Genomic DNA, 19586 nt, shown 5'->3' on the forward strand with positions numbered 1-19586 from the left:
TAGGTTCCCATCTAGGAAATATAGATTATCTTGGAGTATTTATAGTTCTGTATTCTTGAGGTGATGCGCCGCAGTATTTCTTGAACAGGGTAGAAAAATAAGCCGCGTCGTTATATCCCACCATTTCGGCAATTTGATAGGTTTTCAAATCGGTGTGGACTAACTGTTTCTTGGCTTCTGCCATCCGCACCGCGGTTAAGTATTCAATGATGCTTTTACCTGTCTTCTTCTTGAACATCACGCTCAAATAAGCCGAATTCATGTAGATGTATTCCGAGATCGAAGTTAACGTTATATTCTCGCTGTAATGCTCCCGGATGTACTTCATCACTTGCTCTGACGTCCGATTCTCGATTTTCCCCTTCTTGCTGTCCGAGCTGATCTCCTTAAGCACCTTGATTAAAGGATTCATCCTCGCATAGAAGGAATCTGCCGCCTCCATCATGCCGATTTCCGCGCCGAGATCATACTCCTGATCCCCAAGTTCCTTCACGCAATGGCGCAGCAAAGAATGGAAAACAATCCTCACTTCTTTCTCCATGCTCGCAACAGCGTCTAGCGACAATTCGGCTTGCTTCAGCCCTTCATACCATTGCTTGAGCCGCTCGATAACGCTATCTGCTTGCTCCAGATCGAACAGCTCAGCCAATTGGTCCATATAGGGTTTAATGGAATGGTTCGTATTATGGCTTGCGTGAGAATAGAAGATTATGAAATGACTGTCGGAGATGAGACGGTACTTCAGAACCCGCGTCGCTTCTTGATAACCGATCGACAGCTTCCGCAGGTCATGCGTATTCGATATGCCGATCGAAACGGTTATTTTCAATAGCTCTCTGCTTTTCATTACGATCTGGCTGCATAATGCAAGCACGATTTCTTCGTCCACAACGCCTTCGTACAGCACGATCAGCGCTTCCTGCTCGTCATAATAGCAAGGCGCATAACCTGTTAACTCCTCTACGATATTGTGGAGGGCATATTTCATTAATGTCCAATCACTTTTGCCATATTTATTCTTCGTCTCCAGCTTCTCTTCAATTTGAATCGCGAATAGCGAATAGCTGGCCGCCTTCAGTCGTATGCCAATATTCTCAGCTTCGGTTAGGATGGTCCCTACCTGCTGCACCTTATCGCGCTGAATAAAATTACGCAGAAACTCATGCCTGATGAGATACTGATTCTGATTCAGAATCCCCTTGAGCTTCACTTCTTCGAGCATTTTCTTCTGCACAGCGGAAAACTCAACTTCTATCTTCCCCAGCAGCTCTAGGAGATCGTGATACATGATGGGCTTTAAAATATAATCCTTACAGTTCAATTTGAGCGCTCGCTTGGCGTACTCAAAATCATCGTATCCGCTTAACACGATGGAGCGTATGTTGGGGTTCACCTGCATGACTTCCTCCAAGAGCTGCAGCCCGTCCTTCTTGGGCATCCGAATATCCGTTATGATGAGATCCACACCGATATGAGAGAGCTGCTCCAATGCTTCTTCACCATTGCTGGCCACCGCAACGACTGAGCCATTCAAGCCCATCCGCCCAATCATCTTCACAAGCCCCTCGCGGAGCAGATCTTCATCTTCAACGATCATGATCCTCATTGTGCAGCCTCCTAGGGATTTCGATATAAAATGATGTTCCTATTCCTTCTGTACTTTGCAGCGTGAATTCGAAATCCCCTTCGTACGAAAGCGCGATGCGATTGTACACATTTTGCAAGCCGATGCCGCCAGACTGATCCTCGTATTCCCTCAGCTTCATCATCGTTGCATTGACAGTCTGCTGATCCATGCCGACGCCGGAGTCCTTAACCGAAATAAACAAACGACTATCGCCGGAATCCGCCAGCTTCTCACCTACATGAATGTTGACCAGCCCTTCTTTCCCTTTCGGAACAATCCCATGGATAATCGCATTCTCCACGATGGGCTGAATCAATAGCCGAATGACCAGCCAATTATTGACGCTTTCGTCGATTTGCAAGTCGAACTGAATGAATGGGAAGCGGAATTGCATAATCCGAATATACGTCCGGATATAATCGCATTCTTGCCGAACCTCGACCCACTCCTCCTGGCTGCCGATCGAGTAGCGCAGCAGCTTGCCGAGCAGAGAGGACATGTCCGAAATTTTATAGTTCTCGTCAAGCTCCGCCTGCATGGTGATCGCACTTAAGGTGTTGTAGAGAAAATGAGGATTAATCTGCGATTGCAGCGCCTCGATTTCCGACTTCTTGCGCCTTCGCTCCGTATCCGTAACCGTGTCGATGAGATTATGTATTCGCCGAACCATGAGGTTGAAGCTGTTCGATATCATGCCGATTTCATCCTTGCGCTTGAAGCTGATCGTATCGATAATGAAGTTTGTTTTCGAAGCCTGCTGCATAATCTTGCTTAATTTCCAGAGCGGCCGCGTAATGCGATAGCTGAGCAGATAGACAATGACCATGGTCAACAGGATGAAGACGATATTTGCGAGTAAAATCCATTTGCGAAGCTGATCCACCTTCTGAAATAAGAGATGCTCCGGGACCATGCCGACAAGCTTCCAACCGGTTAATTCCGAATCATAGCTGACGTGGAATTGCTGCTCTTGGTTGTTCCAATCCATCCGCTCTCCGGTCCTCTTCCCGTTCAGATCGAAGATGACGCGATCTGATTTGTCTAGGATCAGTAAATCACCCTCCTGCAAGAAGTTCTCGTTGTCCTCCTGCGTAAGGAAATTCAATTGAAAAGCGAGCTGGATCGTTGCCGTAACGTGAAAGGTATTCGGGTTGATAATCGTGCGCGTTACCGAGAATACAGTTTCCCCATCCGCTAACTTAACCGGCGGCCAAACAAGGCTGCCCCCATTCAGTTCACGGGTGCGATCGATCCAATCTTTATTCGCTTCCACATAATCCTTGCCCAGATGAAAGCGGTTACCATTTATGTCGACAAAATTAACGGCATAGATGTTATCATCCATTTCTCTGAGCATCGACAGCCAACCATTGATTTGCACACGTTCATCATAGGGATAACCGTACAGGCCATGCTTATTAGTCCGATGTCTTTCGAAAATGCTCATTAACGTACTATCGTATTCAGGGTTTTTGGTTATTCCGGTGACAAGCTGAATATAACTATCCATCGTTCGCCCCGAGTTATTCGTGATGCCTTTCAGCCACGTGATGGCATCCTTCTGCATCTGAGTCTTTATGGTAGAGAAGGTAAGGAAATTGATGAGGACCGATGGCAGCAGCACGGTCAGGAGGATAACGAGCATTAACCGATGCTGGAAGGACAGAGGTTTCCGAATCATGATCGTCTCCTTATTTGACAAAATTCGCGTTAATTCAAGTATGCTTGAATTTTGCAGAAAGTAAATATCCGTTTACAAGGAAACGCGAAAAAAACCGCTTCATTCCCTACTAGGAAATGAAGCGGTAGTTTTGGGATTAATTTACACCCAGTACAGTAAATCCGTAAGCAGGCAGTGTTACCGTGTAGCTTGATGACGTGATAGCAGTTGCTCCGCCGCCATTTAAGAGGTCTATCGGAGTCTGCGAGGTGCTGATATCCGTGTTTGCCAGATTAACCGTAATCGTCTGCGCGGAGTTCTGATCCTTCAAGATAACAAGCGCTTTGCTGGAACCGGTCTTGTTCGTTCGTTTGAACGCGTAATACTTGTTATTATCATTCGTGCTCAGCTTCACTCTTGAGCCATACGGTGACAGCGGTATTTCTTCACTTCGTCGCGCCATTCCTGGTTAGCGAAATTATAAGAAGGAAAATCCCACTGCGGGGTTGCCAGATTATCGCCCCGGGTGTAGTTGAATAATTATGGGGATTGTGCCCCCATGCCAGCTCGATAAGCGGTATATCCGCTTATCGTTGCCCAAACCGTCCAAATGACACTCCATTAGCGGAATAGCCGCTTATTACGCCGAAATTCTTGCAAAACTAGCTTCAATCTCCCACTTGCTAGCTCAATAAGCGGTATATCCTCTTATCGCTGCCCAAACCGGCCAAATGACACTCTATTAGCGGAATAGCCGCTTACTGTGCCTACACGGTTAGTTTTCGTGCTGAGAGTCGGTTTTTGCGACTCTCAGCATCATTTCGGCGGAGTTTTGCTGCTGAGAGTACGATTTTAAGACTCTCAGCAGCAGCCGGTATCTCTTTTAGGTTTGGTTTTCGTGCTGAGAGTCGGTTTTTGCGACTCTCAGCATCATTTCGGCGGAGTTTTACTGCTGAGAGTACGATTTTAAGACTCTCAGCGGCCGCTGGTACAAAAAAAGGAACCCAGCCCCAAGGCTGCGTTCCTTCTCCTAACCTATTCTTTATACGGATCGATCGTTTGGATCGTACCGTCCTCATTGTAATGCAGCTCCGTGAATTTCACGCTGCGTTTATGATCGACTCCGCCGGATAGGGAGGCATCATGGTAGAACAGATACCATTTGTCCTGAAATTCCACGATGGAGTGATGCGTTGTCCAGCCGAGAACCGGCGTTAGGATCGTGCCTTTGAACACAAACGGCCCTTCCGGATTGTCGCTCACGGCGTACACGAGCTTATGCGTTGTTCCTGTGGAGTAGGAGAGATAATACATGCCGTTATAGTTGTGCATCCAAGGTCCTTCGAAATATCGGCGATCCTCGTCTCCTGCCAGGATCGGATTACCATCCTCGTCTACGATCGAAATTTCCTTCGGCGCTTGTTTGAACGTCAGCATATCGTCGCTCAGCTCTGCTACTTGAGGTCCTAGTGCCGGAGCATTCGCATCCGGCCCGGCAGCATCAGGCAAGTAAGTGCCGGTCTGCCACTTCTCCAATTGGCCGCCCCATAAGCCGCCGAAATACATATATGCTTTGCCATCATCATTCACGTATACCGCAGGATCGATGCTGAAGCTTCCCGGAATGTAGTTTTCCTCTGCCTTGAACGGACCAGTAGGAGAAGTGCTTGTTGCGACGCCAATACGGAAGATGCCATCCTTGTCTCTAGCCGGGAAGAACAAATAGTACAGGTTATTCTTAAAAGCAGCGTCCGGTGCCCACATTTGCTTCGACGCCCAAGGCACGTTTTTCACATGAAGCGCTTCTCCGTTATCCACGCAAGGCGAATCTATATTGTCCATCGACAGCACATGATAATCTTCCATCGCGTACTGATCGCCGTTATCGTTAGTCGGTCCGTCATGGTCGATGTCATGGGAAGGATAGATATACAGCTTCCCTTCAAAAACATGGGCAGATGGATCTGCCGTGTATATGTGCGTGACAATTGGTTCGTTAGGTAACGCTGCTCGTGCTTTTGTGTTCATCTGATAAACACTCCTTCTCTATTGCGTAATCGCTTTCATCCTATTATAGAAATGATTTCGCATCACTTCATCAGGTAAACTATTGAACTTACTTATAAAACTTTAGAACTTGCTCTTAGCCTTTAACGGAACCGGCCGCTATTCCTTCCACGATACGATTGCTCAGCAGGAAGAAAATAACCAGAATGGGCAGGATACTGATCATGAGCGTCGCACCGATCGCGCCCCAATTCGTCGTATATTGCCCGACGAAATTCTGGATGCCGACCGTCAACGTCTTTTTCGTATCATCGCTTAGGAAGGTGTTCACGAAAATAAATTCGTTCCAGTTATAGATCATGTTGATAATCGCGGATGTAACGCTGACAGACGCGGTCATAGGAAGAATGATGGAGAAGAACATCCGATTGACGCTGCAGCCATCCATAATCGCCGCTTCTTCCACCTCGCGTGGAAGGGAATAATAGAAGCCGATTAGAATCATGATCGTGAGCGGTAGGTTAAAGGCGATGTAAGATAAAACGATGCTAAGCTGGGAATCCGTCAGGTGCACGCTTTTGAACAAACTGAATAACGGGATCAGCGTGGAATGGACAGGAATCATCATGGCGATCATGAACAGCGCCAATACTGCCTTATGAAGTCTCCATTTCATTCGTGTCATCGCGAAGGTAACGAAATTAGCAAGCAGGACCGTTAGGATAACGGATGCAGCCGTAATCCACAAGCTGTTTACGAAGTACCGGCCAATGCTTCCTTGAGACCATACCGTGGCGTAGTTGCTCCAGTGCAATTTCTCCGGCAAGGCAAATGGAGAAAGATTGAATATTTCCTGATTGTTCTTCAGCGAGAACAATAGCAGCCAGACTAGCGGCAGCAGTTGGAGTACCGCCGTGAGGACGAGTAACGCATATAGAATGCCGTAGCCGATATGGCCGCCAAACGAACGGGATGAAACTTTCAATTCGGGACGGCGAATAGCGGTAGTTATACCGGACAAGGGGATCTCCTCCTGGTTAAGAATATTGAATGGTGTCTTTTGTCGCCGTCAACCGCCGAATCACCCAAGTAGCGATTAAGCAGATCACGAGCAGGAAGAAACCAATTGCGCTGCCGTAGCCAAAGTCGAATTCCCGAAACGCTTTGTGGTACATATAGGATGCCATCACTTCACTCGCTTGGTTCGGTCCACCGTCTGTCATGACGTAGATTAAGTCGAAGTATTTCAGTGAACCTACAACGGCGAGAACGACGGTCACTTTGATAACCTCCGAAATGAGCGGCAGCTTAATACGCATCGCTACCTGCCAGGAGTTGGCTCCATCGATTTTCGCCGCTTCTACGAGCGAAGCCGGGATATTTTTCAACGCCGCATAATAAATGAGAATGTAAAAGCCTGCAAATTGCCACAATATCGGAATGAATATGGCATAAAGGACGATCTTCGGATCTGCGAGCCAGGTTGGCGTATTCTCCACCCCGAACTTCTCCAGCAAGCCATTCAAAATACCATTCGTAGGATGGTACACTTTCAGCCATAGCTGAGCGATCGCAACGGATGAGAGCAGCATCGGAATCAAATAGATTTTGCGCATCAGGTTGGCTCCCTTAATCTTGCCTGACAGGATAACCGCAACTCCCAGATAGATGGCCAAGCATATTGTAGACAGCAATGCAAATAAGAGGGAATGGTACGTACTGTGCCAAAACACGCTATCTTGCATCAAGGTTTTGTAATTATCCAAACCGATAAAGTCCATCTTGCCAATGCCGTTCCAATTCATTAAGCCGTAGTATCCGGTCAGCACGATCGGTATATAAATAATCGCGAGAATCAGCAACAGGGACGGCAGGACGTATAGCGCGATGATTCGTTTGTTCGACATGACTGAATTCATAATTGTCATGGCCTCCTGCTAAGTTAATAGAGGGAAAGGCGCATCCGCTCCGGCGGCTGCGCCTTTCTCCGCACTTCGTTCTCGTTGATTACTTGCCCGCCTTGAGAGCTTCATCTTGTTTCTTAATAAATTCATCCGCTGTGACCGCTTTGCCAAGAAGCGCTTGCACAAGGTTGTGATGTGCATCGGAAGCCCCCGGCTTCATTTGGGTATCCAAGTAGAGCGTAACTTTGCTTGCCTTGTTCAATTCGTTCAGTAAGTCGATAAACATTTGCGGCAGCTTGATTGCGGAAGTATCCACCTTCGTTGCCGGAATAACGCCTGCATCCGTTACGGAATGCTCTCCCCACTTCTGAACGAAGAAGCTAACGAATTTCTTTGCTTCATCCACATGCTTGGAGTTCTGAGAAACGAATAATCCTACGCCCGGTCCGCCTACCCAATCGTCCACATTGCCTTTACCGCCTGCAACGGTTGGGAATTTGAAGTAGCCGATTTTGTCTTTAAATTCTTGCGGTACATCCGCTGCTGTCGTATAGTTCGGAACTTCCCATGTCCCCATTGCGAACATCGCAGCCTGCTCGTTCATGAACAACGATTTGGCTTCATCGTTGGAAAGTCCGTTATAGCCTTTCACAAACGAGTTCAGATTAACGAGCTCTTGCGCTTGTTTGGCCGCTTCGAGCAGGGAGGGATCCGTGAAGTCATTGCCCGCGACCGCTTTGTCCATGACATCCGGACCACCGATACGGTCAGCCAGATACATGTACCAGAACGAGGACGGCCATGCGTCTTTGCCGCCCAGCGTAATCGGCGTTACTTTGTTGTCGTTCAGCGTTTTGATGATGGTTTTCAGATCATCCAACGTTTGCGGCGCTTGCAGATTATATTTTGCGAAAATATCTTTATTATAGTAGACCGGTACAATGTTCAGCTCCACTGGGAGCGCGTAGGTTTTGCCGCCGAAGGAGTACGCTTCAGTCGTGCCCGCTACGAACTTGTCCTTCAATTCCCCTTGCAGAAGATCGTCCACCGGTGCAAACATGTTACCGTTTACATAGGGATCCATAAAGCCAGCCGCCCATGTGAATCCGACATCCGGCAGATCGTTGGAAGCGGACAATACTTTCAGCTTGTTCTTGTACTGTTCGTTCTCAAGGACTTCTGTAGCAACCGTAATATTCGGATTCGCTGCTTCGAATTCTTTAATGATTTCGGTTACCATTTTGTTTTGGGCAGAGTTGCTGCCGTCCGGCCATAAATGCATCATTTTGAGCGTGATTTTCTCGTCAGATGCGGTAGCGGCATTCGAATTGGAATTATCGGCCGCAGCATTCGTATTCGTTGATTCGGAGGTGCCGTTGTTTGAACTGGCAGAGTTGTTAGTGCCGGAATTGCTTCCGCAAGCGGTTACAACTAACAGTGTGGCGATAAGCAGAGTGCCAAGCGATAATACTTTGCTCTTCATGTCTTTATTTCCCCCTTAACGTTTGCGAAGGATGTATGCGCTTTCCTTCTAGATTTAGTCTACCATCGGTTCCCAAAGGGGATAAGGGTACGGCGTTTGCCTAAACTTCCACTATTTTTGGGTCTCCGAATCCGGAAGATTCATAACAGATCGATATTGCCCCGGGCTCATATCTTCATATTCTTTGAATAGCTTATTAAAATATTTCGCCGTCTGATAGCCGATACGCTCGGCAATCTCCGCTATGGGCACGTTCGTCTTGACGAGAAGCTCTTTTGCTTTCTGCAGCTTCCTTCGGGTGACGTACTCACTGAAGGTCATATTGGTCTGTTCTTTGAAGAGCGAGCTGAAATAGCTTCCGTTCAGATGGACATGCGCGGCAACATCCTTCAAGCTGACCGCTTCTTCGATATGCGCATCCACGTATTGGATCGCTTTGCGTACCGTTTCACTTAAACCGGCTTCATCGTCATTAACAGCCATTAATTTCGGATCGGACATCTTCTGCATCAGCCCAATCCGGTTCCACTCTTCGCCTGCCTTCAGTGCTTCTTCTACGGCAGCAAACAACTTCTCCCGACTGACCGGCTTCAACAAATAATTGACGACAGAGAGTTGAATCGCTTGTTGCGCGTATTCAAATTCGGCATGACCGGAGATCAGAACAACAGAGGGGCGGCGCGCCAGCTGCATCTCATTCAGATGACCGACAAGACTCAGACCATTCATCTCCGGCATGCGAATATCCGTGATCATGAGATCGACAGTCATTTGCGTCAAACGCTCCAATGCTGCAAAACCATTATCGGCGGTTATGATCTCATATGGGCCACCGGTTAATGTCCCGAGCATCTTCTTCATTCCTTCTCTTGAGCGCGGCTCATCATCCACGATGAGAATAGTTCGGTTTCTCATTTTCAATAGCTCCCCCTATCAATGGGTATCGTAACCGTAATTTGCGTGCCGACACCTTTCTGACTGTGTATGGATATACGTGAACCTAAATCTCCTTCACGATCGAAATACAGTCGAAGTCTCCGCTCTACATTGGCGATGCCGACTCCGGAATTTTTGGATGAAGTTACTTTCCCATTATGCAAGCCTTCAACCAATAGACGGAGATTCTCATCATCCATTCCTGCGCCGTCGTCCTTTACGGTTATCCTAATATTATCCGCGGCACGATCAACCCTCAAGTCGACACGTCCCGGCTCAATCTTGCTCTCCACGCCGTGTAGAATTGCATTCTCCACAAGCGGCTGAAGCAGCAGTTTGGGGAGCTGAATATCGGCGAATTCCGGCGAGCCTTCGATGCTCCAGGTTAGCCGATCCTCAAAGCGCATCTTCATGATCAGTAGATATCGTTCGATATGCTCCATCTCATCGCGAAGGCTGACCCATTCATCCTTGCTCGAGCCTGTGATGGTGTATCGGAACAAATCGGACATGGCCACCACATAGGAAGCAAGCTTTTCTTCGTCCTTTTCGAGCAAGGACCAATACAGCGTATCAAGGGTATTGAATAGAAAATGAGGATGAATTTGGGCTTGCAGTGCTTTCAATTCTGTACGGCTTTGCGACAATTCTTTCTCGTAAACCAGCTTTATCAGCTCATTGATGTTATCGACCATCTGATTATAGGAGTAGTTCAATTCCTTGATTTCGATCGTAGAAGACACGCTCTCTGTCGGCTTCAGAATGCTAAGGCGGGAACCTCTCATCGTCTTGATCAACTTAAAGATCGGTCGGGTTATGATGGTCGACAAGAAGAAGGATAGCAGTACGAACAAGAATGCCCCGATACAAGCCGATACGACAATGGTTGTCCGCACGACCGAGATCCCCTTCGTGATGGCATCGACAGGAGTTAAAATAAGCAATGTCCACCCGGATACGGAGGATCTCTGTTTCACGACGATAAAAGATTGATGCCCCATTGTGACGGTCTGCTTCTTGGATGCCATAAGCCCAACTGCCTCAGACTGCGTGATGGTGTCATCGTTTGAGGTGATCAGTTGACCATCACCGGCGATGAGCAGCATCGTCTCGGATTCGCCTTCTCCGGATAACGGTCCCTTTAGCGCGAATTTGCTCCGATCGGCACGAATGAGCAAATAGCCGCCCGTAGTAAAATATTGATGGATGAGACTGATGCGCCGTATGGCCAGGAGCGAGGACGGATCTGACGGGTCAATCCCGAACCAAACAATGCTGCCTTTCCTTGCCGTTGCCTGCTCAATCCAATCCTCGCTCACCTTGTCGTCCAGATTGCCGCCATCCAGCGGATACAGCCGATTGCGATCTTTATTGTACAATTCAACCGACTTTATGCCGTCCGTATACATTTGGACGAGATTTATAATGGGCGGAAGCGCCTGCTTCTCCGTGAAAGTCGAAGGTTTACCGGCCCACTCCTTTAATAGCAATTGCTGCACGTAACCGTTCGTTGACACAAGCGTTGTTAAGGAATCGATCTGATCAAGCACGCTCTCGAGCCGCCCGTTGGCTTGGACTGCAGTTTGCTGAATATGTTTCTCCGCATTGTTCTTAAGGAGGGTTGAGACCGAATTAAAAATAACCCCGCCGATGAAGATCAGAATGATAATGAGGACGAGTAGAAAACCAAACAGCATTTGATTACGAAGTGTATTCATCTTTAATAGCCTCGGCCACATACCCGGTCAGCCTTCCTTTCATATTTCCATCCGCCTTTGAAAGCGATTTCGGCATCTCCCACCATAACATGTCTTTGCAGCAAGGGGAATATGGAGATTAGAAAGTAGCAGCTTTGCAGCAATCAAAAAAACCACCGCTATTGAATAGCGATGGTTTACATTTCAATGACGATCACTTTCGTGTTGTTAATAAGCATACTGAAGCAAAATACTGATTCCTATGCCAAAGAGCGCGCCAACAAACACTTCGATGGGGCGATGGCCGAGCATCTCTTTCAGCATGGGATCGACTTTCTCATGCCGCTGCACGGAGAGCTTCTTGGCGATCCGATTAAGCAGCGAGGCATGCTCTCCCGCATGCCTGCGAATGCCTGCCGCGTCGTACATCGTAATAACCGCAACCATACAAGCGATTGCAAACATACTCGAAGAGAATCCCTCCTGGATGCCGACTGCTGTCGTCAATGCCGTCACGGCCGCGGAATGCGAGCTCGGCATTCCACCGGTGCTGAATGCGAGCTTGAGATCCAGCGTCCTATGCGTAATCAAATAAACGGGAACCTTTATAAATTGCGCGATGAATATGGCAGCCAATCCGGCGACCAATGGGTAATTATGAATGACGCTCATGTATGCCGACTCCCTAATTCGATATGACATCCGAGTAACAATATAGGCTTTCCAGAATGTGAGATTCGCATGCATGGCTATTGCCTTTTCTTTACCAGTACCGTAACTAGCAAACAGGCCATAAGAAGAATCGCAATGTCCTGAACAATCCCATTTCCCGCTCCCCGTTTCGACGAAACCTCTTGGTTGCTCTCTCTTCTTGCCTTGGCCAGCGTAAATTCTTCCGGTGCTACTTGAAAATCAAACTGATTCCGATTGGAGTCCTTATTGCGCTGTAAGCGAATATCGAATTCATAGTCGCCAGGTTTAAGTATGGGGGCATTGTGGAAAACGAGCTGCTCCGGCTTTCCCGGCAGGAAGGCGACATTGCTGCGTGTAATCGCAACACCGACGTTCTTGAACCTATACTCGTTCTGAGCGGAACTTAACACTTTGCCGATCTGTACCGATAGGTCGCCAAGCTGTTCTTCCGCCCCCCTATTCTTAACGATCAGTTCGATGACAGGCTGTCCCGAAGGCATGTAGCGGTATTCATAGTGTTCGATTACGAGGTCGGACAGGGCTGGTAACATATCGTACTCTCCTCTCCCGCATCCCCGTCATCTAAAATGCTGTCAGCGTGAGATAAACCAGGAACACTGCTGCAAGCGCAAAACGATAATACGCAAAAGGCTTCAATGAGAATCGTTCCAGCAGCTTCAAGAAGGTAATAACGGCTAGCAGCGCCACGAGGAAGGCGACAATAAATCCGGTTGCAAAGAATCCTGCGTCTGCGGCAGTCAGCGTGTCGTAACTCTTGATCAGCTCATACCCGCTTGCAGCAACCATCATGGGAATCGCGATCAGGAAGGAGAAATTGGTCGATGCCCGGTAGCTAACGCCGGCTAATAATCCACCGGCAATCGTAGCACCGGAACGGGAGAAGCCGGGCCATAACGCCAAACATTGAAATAAACCGATCATCAGCGCCTGTTTATAGGTTAATTGGTCGATGCCTTCTGCTTGAACAACGGCTTGTTTCTTCTGGCCAAGCAGCATGAACCCCCCGCCTAATACCAAACCGGCGAGCACCGTATAGGGGGAGAACAAGTAGCTTTTGATAACGGAATGCAAAATCAAGCCAAGCGCCATAGCCGGGAAACAAGCCACGATCACATGGATGAGATTCAGCTTATGAGTCTGAGCCGCCGAATTGCTTGCCTGTGCATTTGGATCGATCTTCAAACGAGTAAAGCCAAGCAGATTGAGTATCCGCCGCCAATAAATGACTGCTACGGCCAGAATAGCGCCTAGCTGAATAATGATTTCGAACGTATCTGCCTTATCTCCGGAGAATCCCATAAGCTTACCCGACAATATCAAATGTCCCGTCGAGGATACCGGCAGAAACTCTGTCAGTCCCTCCACAATTCCTTGGACGATAGCAGTAATTATATTTTGCATGAAAACGTGAGCACACTCCCTTTGTGTAATGGTTGTCCCTGTCTAAGCTAATCCTACTTTAGTGCCTATTCCTAAACCCGCTATGAACCGTTTCTTAATATTCTATTAAATAAAAAAGCCTGATCGCGATGATCAGACTTTACGTTATCCTTTAAAACGGTAGCCCGTCCCCCATACAGTCTCGACATAAGTCGGATCGGCGGGATTGCTTTCGATTTTTTCGCGGATTTTCCGAATATGAACGGTTACCGTCTGCATATCCCCAAGCGCATCGATACCCCAAATATTTTCGAACAAATGGTCCTTGCTGAATACATGGTTCGGGTGCTTCGCCAGGAAGTAGAGCAGGTCGAATTCCTTCGTCGTCAGCACCGCTTCGGCCTCGTTCACGAACACCTTTCGCGTAACCGGATCGATCTGAAGCCCGCGAATATGAATATCGTTCTTCGTTTCCGCCGTTCCCACTAAACGTTCATATCGCGCAATGTGGGCCTTCACTCTGGCGACAAGTTCAGCAGGCTTAAAAGGCTTCGTGATGTAGTCGTCTGCGCCAAGTCCCAGACCCCGAATAACATCAATATCTTCCCGCCTTGAAGAGACCATCAGAATAGGCGTATTCTTCTTTTCTCTAATTTTCTTGCATACTTCAAAGCCGTTCAGCTTCGGCAGCATCAGATCAAGAATGATCAGATCATACGTCTCAGCTAAACTCATCTGCAAACCTATTTCGCCATCGGAAGCCATTTCCACTTTAAATCCGTTTATCTCCAGGTAATCCCGTTGAAGCTCTGAAATGGATACATCGTCTTCAATAAGAAGTATGGTTTTCATCATGATCATTCCTTCGGTGCGATGGGGATACTAAGCTTAATCGTTGTGCCAACAGACAGCTTACTCCAAGCTGTGATTGTGCCCCCATGCCCTTCCATTATTTGTTTGGCGATAGCTAGACCAAGTCCGCTTCCGCCTGTCTGGGCGCTGCGTGATTCGTCTGCCCGGTAGAATCGTTCGAAAATATGCTCAAGCGCACTCGGTTCAATGCCGATTCCGTTATCCGCGATTTCAAGAACGGCCGCATCACCGTCCCGATATGCCGACAACCTAATCTCCGGTTGATCTTTGTCCATATATCGCAAGCTATTCTGAATAATATTGTTCAGCACGCGTCTAAAATGATCCCTGTCCAGCGAAACGATCACTTCCGAGTCAAGATTGAACTCGCTGTGAAACTTCATGTTGCGCTTCTCCAGCTCAAATTGCAGCTCTTCCGCCCAATCCATAAGGAAAGGCACCACTTTCACCGCTTCAAATTGAAACTGCTGACGGTTCAAGTCTAATTTGGAGTAGAGGAACAGCTCCTGAATCAGATGATCGAGTTCGTCTCCTTTGGCGGCGATCGTTTGCATATACTTTAAGGTTTTCTCCGGCGTATCCGCTATGCCATCCATAATTCCATCGATGTAACCTCTTATGGCTGTAAGCGGCGTTCGCAGGTCATGCGATATATTCGCGATCAATTCTTTGCGGTTCTCCTCATACTGCATTTGAACCTGAATCGATTGCTGCAAGCGTGAGCGCATCTCTTCGAATGCAACACCTAATTGGCCGATTTCATCTTTTCCTGACACATCGAGCTTGAAATCCAGCTGGCCTTCCTTGATTGCACCGGCTGCATTCCGAAGCGCTTGAAGCGGACGGATAATGCTTCTGGACATCATTGAAGTAAGGAACAGGTGAGTCAGCACCAAGATGCAGAGCATGGCTATGAATAAGGTCGGGAAATATTTTCGGATAAAATAGGTGGTTGGATCGATCTTCGAAATGATGAAAATGGTACCCTGCCCTTTATTCAAATAACTAAAATCAAACTGAAGGAACAAGTAGTTCGCATTCCCGATCTTCTTGAGCGGGTATTGCTTGAAGGCATCCCCCCGTTCAAATGGCGGCAACGCCCCTGTGGCTTTCAAAACCGGTTGAATGTCCGGTGAACGATATAGAATCGCATCATTTACACGCACGGCCATCCCGGCGTTTTTGCCCCGAAGCTCTGTCGTCATTTCATCGAGATACGTGCGATCTTTCAATAAATCAGGCTGGCGTTGTACGGACCGTTTGATTTCTTTGGCAATATGCTCCACGTCCTCATGATCGAACCGATCCTCCGTGGTCTCGTAGATCCCTTTGATGTTCTGCAAGTCCCCTTTGAAAAAAACGACCATAAGCAGCGAAAGAAGCAGAATAGAAACGAGCGGAATAACAAGCATCGCCGCGTAAGATAAGAGCAATTTGAAACGAATGGACATTGCAGAAATCTCCTTCGTGCTTATACATCTTTGCGAACAAACATAAAGTATCCTTGTGCAAAAAACAAGAGGAATGCATTGCAACGAGTCCAGTGCAACTTGAGACTAAACCTTTCGACTGTCCCCGTTAACAATGGATCGCCTACTCAGGTTAAACGATGCTTCTGAAAAATTGGTGAACCCGATCTTAAAATTCTATTAAGTCTTCGCCGGCGTGCTGCATGTTCATGATGCTTTTGGTTAAACTTAGGCTTACATGCGCAAAATACCTTTTCAAGGAACCCATTCGGACTCGTTAGCAATCAATTCTCTATAGACATGTGTAATAAAAAGGTGTACGCTGAATTTATTAATATCAGATCATAGTACCAGGTACTAAGGAGATGAGGAACATGCTGCAACACCCTTTACGATCATTGGCATCCATTACAGCTTTTGGCGCTTACGTCCCTGAACGAATATTATCAAATCACGACTTAGAACAGATGGTAGAGACGACGGACGAATGGATTTTCCAGCGGACCGGTATCAAAGAAAGAAGGATTGCCGCGGAAGATCAATTCTGCAGCGACCTCTGCTTCGGCGCAGTTCGGGATCTGCAGCTCCGCTATGGAGTCGTGCTTGAGGATGTCGATTACATCCTTGTTGCAACGACTACTCCGGATACCTACTTCCCGAGTATGGCTGCCCGGGTACAGGCAGAGTTCGGGATTACTTCGTGCGGGGCAGCCGATATTCAGGCGGCTTGCGCCGGGTTTGTCTCGGCTCTGCAGCTTGCCAACGGCTTGTTACTCTCAGGCGCGTATCACAAAATTCTCGTCATCGGCGCGGAGACGCTGTCCAAAGCGACGGATTACACCGACCGTTCCACTTGCATTCTGTTCGGCGACGGTGCAGGAGCGATGCTCGTGGAACGCAGCGAAGACGGAGCGTTCCTTGCTTCCTATAACAATACGAAAGGCAACGACGGCCAGCATCTCTACCGTTACTCGCTAGCTCCTGCCATCGATGGCGTACCGATTCAGACGAACGGTATGATCGTCCAGAACGGACGCGAGGTGTACCGCTGGGCGGTAACGACTGTTCCTAAAGGCATTCAAGCCTTGATGGATCAAAACAACCTGAAGCTGGAGGACATTAACTGGTTCGTGCCGCACAGCGCCAATATGCGGATCGTTGAATCGGTTTGCGAACGAACCGGGATTCCGCTCGAACACACGCTGACCAGTATGGCGCAATACGGCAATACATCCGCCGCGTCGATCCCGCTCGCTCTCGATCTTGCGATCAAGGATGATAAGATCAAAACCGGTGATGTGGTCTTGCTTTACGGCTTCGGCGGCGGCTTGACGGAGTCCGCTCTCCTGCTTCGCTGGACCCTATAAAAGCTGGCTGACAGCCCTTTGCCATAATGTACATGGCGGGGCTGTTTTGTTTTATTTTGTCGAATGGGGGCAAAGGAAGTATACTAGTAGAAATACCAGTTTAAGTTTAAGAGAAAGAGAAGGTAGCCCGCTTATGAATGATCTGAAACAGGCTTATGAGCTGCTTGGCCTGCCGGAAGGCGCAGCGAAGGAAGATGTGGAGAAACGCTATTTTATTCTGATCCGCCGTGACCGTGTAACCAAGCAACGTGAAGCATCCGAGCATACCGAAGAGCAAGGTATCGGTCTGGAAGAGATTAACCGGGCGTACAAGCTGATCCTGGAGATGGAAGACCAGAAGACGACGGAACAGTTTAATCAAGCGAATTACGGAAAATATAAGGCAATGGGGCCTTTTGTTCAGAAGACCGAGCACTTCTTTAATTACTATAAGTTTCATGTTCTTGGTGTAATCGCTGTCATTTTGATTATTATTTTCGGAACGCGTGCTTATATCGATCATCGCCATGAAATGGCTGAACTTGCGAAGCTGCCGCCTGTTGATGTGAGCGTTTCCTTCTTCGGCGAGTACTTCAGCGAGGACGGCACTTATCCGATGTCGGACTTGAAGCCGCTCGAGAACCGGTTCCTCTCGCAGTTCCCGGATTGGAAGCGCGTCACCGTGTTCTTCACGTACGTGCCTTCCCAAATGAACAGCCAGCAGGACTCCGCTATGATTCAGAAAAGCATGATCGATCTCATGATGAACAAAGCCGACGTCTACATCATGGATCGGGATAACTTCATCAAGCTCGCGCAGGATGGCTCGCTGCTTCCGCTTGACGGCGAGAATCTAAGCAAGCTTGGCCCGGGCTACAAGCCGGAGCAGGCTATGAAAACCGTGACGGAAGACGTGCCGGAACCGCATGTGTACGGCGTCGATATCACCAACAGCCCGCTGATGAAGGGCGTTCCGGTCTTCGGCAAAGAGTATATTGCCGGCATCCGGATCAACGGCGAGAAACGCGACAACGCGTTTAAGTTTATCGCGAATTATTTGCAGCCTGCTGCGAAGTAAAAGAAAGGGCCGTACCTGGGGTCAACTTTTGTTGACTTGGGTACGGCCCTTTCTTGTTGGTTGGGGCGGATGCGCGCAGGAGCGGGAGCACTTGGCGCGGATACGCGAGGGAAACTTAGCGGAATAGCCGCTTACAGCGTCGATATGAAATCAGCTTAGTTTTCGGGCTGAGAGTCGGATTTTGCGATTCTCAGCTCTCGTCGAAATCACCTTCAGTCTAGCTTTCGTGCTTTGAGTCGGTTTTTTCAACTCCCAGCTCTCAAGAACCAGCCCGCAGCACCAGATGCTTCAAGCCCGTGTAGCGATCCCGCAGCTTATGCGCTTCCTGCATCGCTTCGGCGATCAGCGCCTCGGACAGGCCGATCTCGTCCGGATCGGCGGGTCCGCCGGCTGCGCGGAGCCAGTCCCGCAGCTGGTCAGCATGCGGAAGCTCGCCATAGATGGCGGGATACTCCGCAGCCAGCTGCTCGCGGTACAGCTCGGCGAGCAGCACCGACGCCACGCCGACTTTGGCCCCGTGCAGCAGCTGCCGGCGGCCTTCGCGTATGTACGCCATCTCAAAATGATGCGACAAATGATGCTCGCCCCCAGACGCCGGGCGGGAATGTCCGACCAGCAGCATCGACCAGCCGGACAGCAGCAGCGCCTCCATCAGCACGCCAACACCTTTGGGCGAGCCGGAAGCGATTTCGTTTACGTTCGCGATGCACTTCATGAGCGCCTGCTCGGTGAGCTCATAAGCCAGCGGGCAGAAGGGCTCGCCAGCCAGTTCATGCGAGAACCTCCAATCGGCAAGCGACGTAAACTTGCCGAGCATATCGGCGAAGCCTGCTGCCGTAAGACGCTGAGGTGCAGCTGCAAGGACGTTCACGTCCGCGAAGACGGCGCAGGGCGCGACGGCCGGAACCGTTATTTTGACGCCATCGACAATGATCGGAGCGCCGACCGAGGTGAACCCGTCTACCGACGCCGCTGTTGGAACGGACACGAAATCGCGCCCCGTCTGGTAACATACGAACCTCACGATATCATGGATCGTGCCGGAGCCAACGGCCAGAATCGCCCCGACATGAGGCGGCGTTTCCAGCATGAGCTGCACAATAGTCCGCTCATCCGCGATGACATCCCCTTGGGCATTTGGCTTCAACACACAAACCCGGTAAGCCGCCCGCGCTTCATCAAGATGCGCGGCAAGCTCTTCCCCCGCTGCTTCCCACGTATTCGCATCGACGACAAGTACAACCTCGCCATATGCCCGTTCACTCACAAAAGGAGCGACCTGCCGCAACGCACCTGAGTCCAACACACCTGCCATCACTATAGGAGCAAACACTACCCCCTCCGATTTCTCTCCGGCTGCAGCGTTTACTTCATCTAATGCCAATTGGATATTCATATTCACCCTTCCTCTC

General features: G+C 48.9%; 17 protein-coding genes. 2 read left to right on the forward strand and 15 right to left on the reverse strand.

Annotated features, from left to right (window positions below; translation table 11 throughout):
• Window positions 1-25 precede the first annotated feature (25 nt).
• From AC6ESO_RS14060 to AC6ESO_RS14125, 14 genes are all read right to left on the reverse strand, one after another.
• Window positions 26-1606, reverse strand: a complete 1581-nt coding sequence (locus AC6ESO_RS14060) for a response regulator (RefSeq protein WP_497091887.1) — start codon at window positions 1604-1606, stop codon at window positions 26-28.
• Window positions 1587-3308, reverse strand: coding sequence for a sensor histidine kinase (locus tag AC6ESO_RS14065; RefSeq protein ID WP_497091888.1), 1722 nt, complete (start codon window positions 3306-3308; stop codon window positions 1587-1589). The genes AC6ESO_RS14060 and AC6ESO_RS14065 overlap by 20 nt, the downstream gene beginning before the upstream one ends.
• A gap of 136 nt (window positions 3309-3444) precedes the next feature.
• Window positions 3445-3750 carry an alpha-glucosidase C-terminal domain-containing protein gene (locus AC6ESO_RS14070; protein WP_497091889.1) on the reverse strand — a complete coding sequence of 102 codons (306 nt, stop codon included), beginning with the start codon at window positions 3748-3750 and terminating at the stop codon, window positions 3445-3447.
• Between the two features lie 572 nt (window positions 3751-4322).
• The gene (locus AC6ESO_RS14075) at window positions 4323-5315 is read right to left on the reverse strand and encodes a glycoside hydrolase family 43 protein (protein ID WP_497091890.1); all 993 of its coding nucleotides are present in this window, start codon (window positions 5313-5315) and stop codon (window positions 4323-4325) included.
• A gap of 115 nt (window positions 5316-5430) precedes the next feature.
• On the reverse strand, window positions 5431-6306 hold the full coding sequence (locus tag AC6ESO_RS14080; protein ID WP_497092142.1) for a carbohydrate ABC transporter permease: 876 nt from the start codon (window positions 6304-6306) through the stop codon (window positions 5431-5433).
• Between the two features lie 25 nt (window positions 6307-6331).
• A complete protein-coding gene (locus AC6ESO_RS14085) occupies window positions 6332-7213 on the reverse strand; it encodes a carbohydrate ABC transporter permease (RefSeq protein WP_497091891.1) in 882 nt (293 codons plus the stop codon).
• An 88-nt stretch (window positions 7214-7301) separates the two neighbouring features.
• Window positions 7302-8681 carry an extracellular solute-binding protein gene (locus AC6ESO_RS14090; RefSeq protein WP_497091892.1) on the reverse strand — a complete coding sequence of 460 codons (1380 nt, stop codon included), beginning with the start codon at window positions 8679-8681 and terminating at the stop codon, window positions 7302-7304.
• A 111-nt stretch (window positions 8682-8792) separates the two neighbouring features.
• On the reverse strand, window positions 8793-9596 hold the full coding sequence (locus AC6ESO_RS14095) for a response regulator transcription factor (RefSeq protein ID WP_497091893.1): 804 nt from the start codon (window positions 9594-9596) through the stop codon (window positions 8793-8795).
• A 2-nt stretch (window positions 9597-9598) separates the two neighbouring features.
• Window positions 9599-11335, reverse strand: a complete 1737-nt coding sequence (locus tag AC6ESO_RS14100) for a sensor histidine kinase (protein ID WP_497091894.1) — start codon at window positions 11333-11335, stop codon at window positions 9599-9601.
• 207 nt (window positions 11336-11542) lie between these two features.
• Window positions 11543-11986 (reverse strand): divergent PAP2 family protein, encoded by a 444-nt coding sequence (locus AC6ESO_RS14105; RefSeq protein WP_497091895.1) that lies wholly within the window; start codon window positions 11984-11986, stop codon window positions 11543-11545.
• Between the two features lie 77 nt (window positions 11987-12063).
• On the reverse strand, window positions 12064-12558 hold the full coding sequence (locus tag AC6ESO_RS14110; protein ID WP_497091896.1) for a hypothetical protein: 495 nt from the start codon (window positions 12556-12558) through the stop codon (window positions 12064-12066).
• A gap of 31 nt (window positions 12559-12589) precedes the next feature.
• Entirely contained in the window at window positions 12590-13429 is an 840-nt protein-coding gene (locus AC6ESO_RS14115) for an undecaprenyl-diphosphate phosphatase (protein ID WP_497091897.1), read from the reverse strand.
• Window positions 13430-13573: 144 nt separating this feature from the next.
• Window positions 13574-14260, reverse strand: coding sequence for a response regulator transcription factor (locus tag AC6ESO_RS14120; RefSeq protein WP_497092143.1), 687 nt, complete (start codon window positions 14258-14260; stop codon window positions 13574-13576).
• A 5-nt stretch (window positions 14261-14265) separates the two neighbouring features.
• On the reverse strand, window positions 14266-15732 hold the full coding sequence (locus AC6ESO_RS14125) for a HAMP domain-containing sensor histidine kinase (RefSeq protein ID WP_497091898.1): 1467 nt from the start codon (window positions 15730-15732) through the stop codon (window positions 14266-14268).
• A gap of 392 nt (window positions 15733-16124) precedes the next feature.
• Here AC6ESO_RS14125 and AC6ESO_RS14130 point away from each other — a divergent pair, with 392 nt between their 5' ends.
• Both AC6ESO_RS14130 and AC6ESO_RS14135 read left to right on the forward strand, forming a co-directional pair.
• Entirely contained in the window at window positions 16125-17117 is a 993-nt protein-coding gene (locus AC6ESO_RS14130; protein ID WP_494820651.1) for a beta-ketoacyl-ACP synthase 3, read from the forward strand.
• A 133-nt stretch (window positions 17118-17250) separates the two neighbouring features.
• Window positions 17251-18174, forward strand: a complete 924-nt coding sequence (locus AC6ESO_RS14135) for a J domain-containing protein (protein ID WP_497091899.1) — start codon at window positions 17251-17253, stop codon at window positions 18172-18174.
• A gap of 259 nt (window positions 18175-18433) precedes the next feature.
• Here the strand turns inward: AC6ESO_RS14135 and AC6ESO_RS14140 are convergent, their stop codons facing one another.
• Window positions 18434-19570 carry a sn-glycerol-1-phosphate dehydrogenase gene (locus tag AC6ESO_RS14140; protein WP_497091900.1) on the reverse strand — a complete coding sequence of 379 codons (1137 nt, stop codon included), beginning with the start codon at window positions 19568-19570 and terminating at the stop codon, window positions 18434-18436.
• Window positions 19571-19586: the final 16 nt, after the last annotated feature.

It is taken from the genome of Paenibacillus rhizoryzae, from assembly GCF_059686995.1.

Bases quoted from the DNA above. Each gene is read 5' to 3' on its own strand.
- AC6ESO_RS14060 (WP_497091887.1), bottom strand. From the start codon at position 1,606: ATGAGGATCATGATCGTTGAAGATGAAGATCTGCTCCGCGAGGGGCTT.
- AC6ESO_RS14065 (WP_497091888.1), bottom strand. From the start codon at position 3,308: ATGATTCGGAAACCTCTGTCCTTCCAGCATCGGTTAATGCTCGTTATC.
- AC6ESO_RS14070 (WP_497091889.1), bottom strand. From the start codon at position 3,750: ATGGCGCGACGAAGTGAAGAAATACCGCTGTCACCGTATGGCTCAAGA.
- AC6ESO_RS14075 (WP_497091890.1), bottom strand. From the start codon at position 5,315: ATGAACACAAAAGCACGAGCAGCGTTACCTAACGAACCAATTGTCACG.
- AC6ESO_RS14085 (WP_497091891.1), bottom strand. From the start codon at position 7,213: ATGAATTCAGTCATGTCGAACAAACGAATCATCGCGCTATACGTCCTG.
- AC6ESO_RS14090 (WP_497091892.1), bottom strand. From the start codon at position 8,681: ATGAAGAGCAAAGTATTATCGCTTGGCACTCTGCTTATCGCCACACTG.
- AC6ESO_RS14095 (WP_497091893.1), bottom strand. From the start codon at position 9,596: ATGAGAAACCGAACTATTCTCATCGTGGATGATGAGCCGCGCTCAAGA.
- AC6ESO_RS14100 (WP_497091894.1), bottom strand. From the start codon at position 11,335: ATGAATACACTTCGTAATCAAATGCTGTTTGGTTTTCTACTCGTCCTC.
- AC6ESO_RS14105 (WP_497091895.1), bottom strand. From the start codon at position 11,986: ATGAGCGTCATTCATAATTACCCATTGGTCGCCGGATTGGCTGCCATA.
- AC6ESO_RS14110 (WP_497091896.1), bottom strand. From the start codon at position 12,558: ATGTTACCAGCCCTGTCCGACCTCGTAATCGAACACTATGAATACCGC.
- AC6ESO_RS14115 (WP_497091897.1), bottom strand. From the start codon at position 13,429: ATGCAAAATATAATTACTGCTATCGTCCAAGGAATTGTGGAGGGACTG.
- AC6ESO_RS14120 (WP_497092143.1), bottom strand. From the start codon at position 14,260: ATGAAAACCATACTTCTTATTGAAGACGATGTATCCATTTCAGAGCTT.
- AC6ESO_RS14125 (WP_497091898.1), bottom strand. From the start codon at position 15,732: ATGTCCATTCGTTTCAAATTGCTCTTATCTTACGCGGCGATGCTTGTT.
- AC6ESO_RS14130 (WP_494820651.1), top strand. From the start codon at position 16,125: ATGCTGCAACACCCTTTACGATCATTGGCATCCATTACAGCTTTTGGC.
- AC6ESO_RS14135 (WP_497091899.1), top strand. From the start codon at position 17,251: ATGAATGATCTGAAACAGGCTTATGAGCTGCTTGGCCTGCCGGAAGGC.
- AC6ESO_RS14140 (WP_497091900.1), bottom strand. From the start codon at position 19,570: ATGAATATCCAATTGGCATTAGATGAAGTAAACGCTGCAGCCGGAGAG.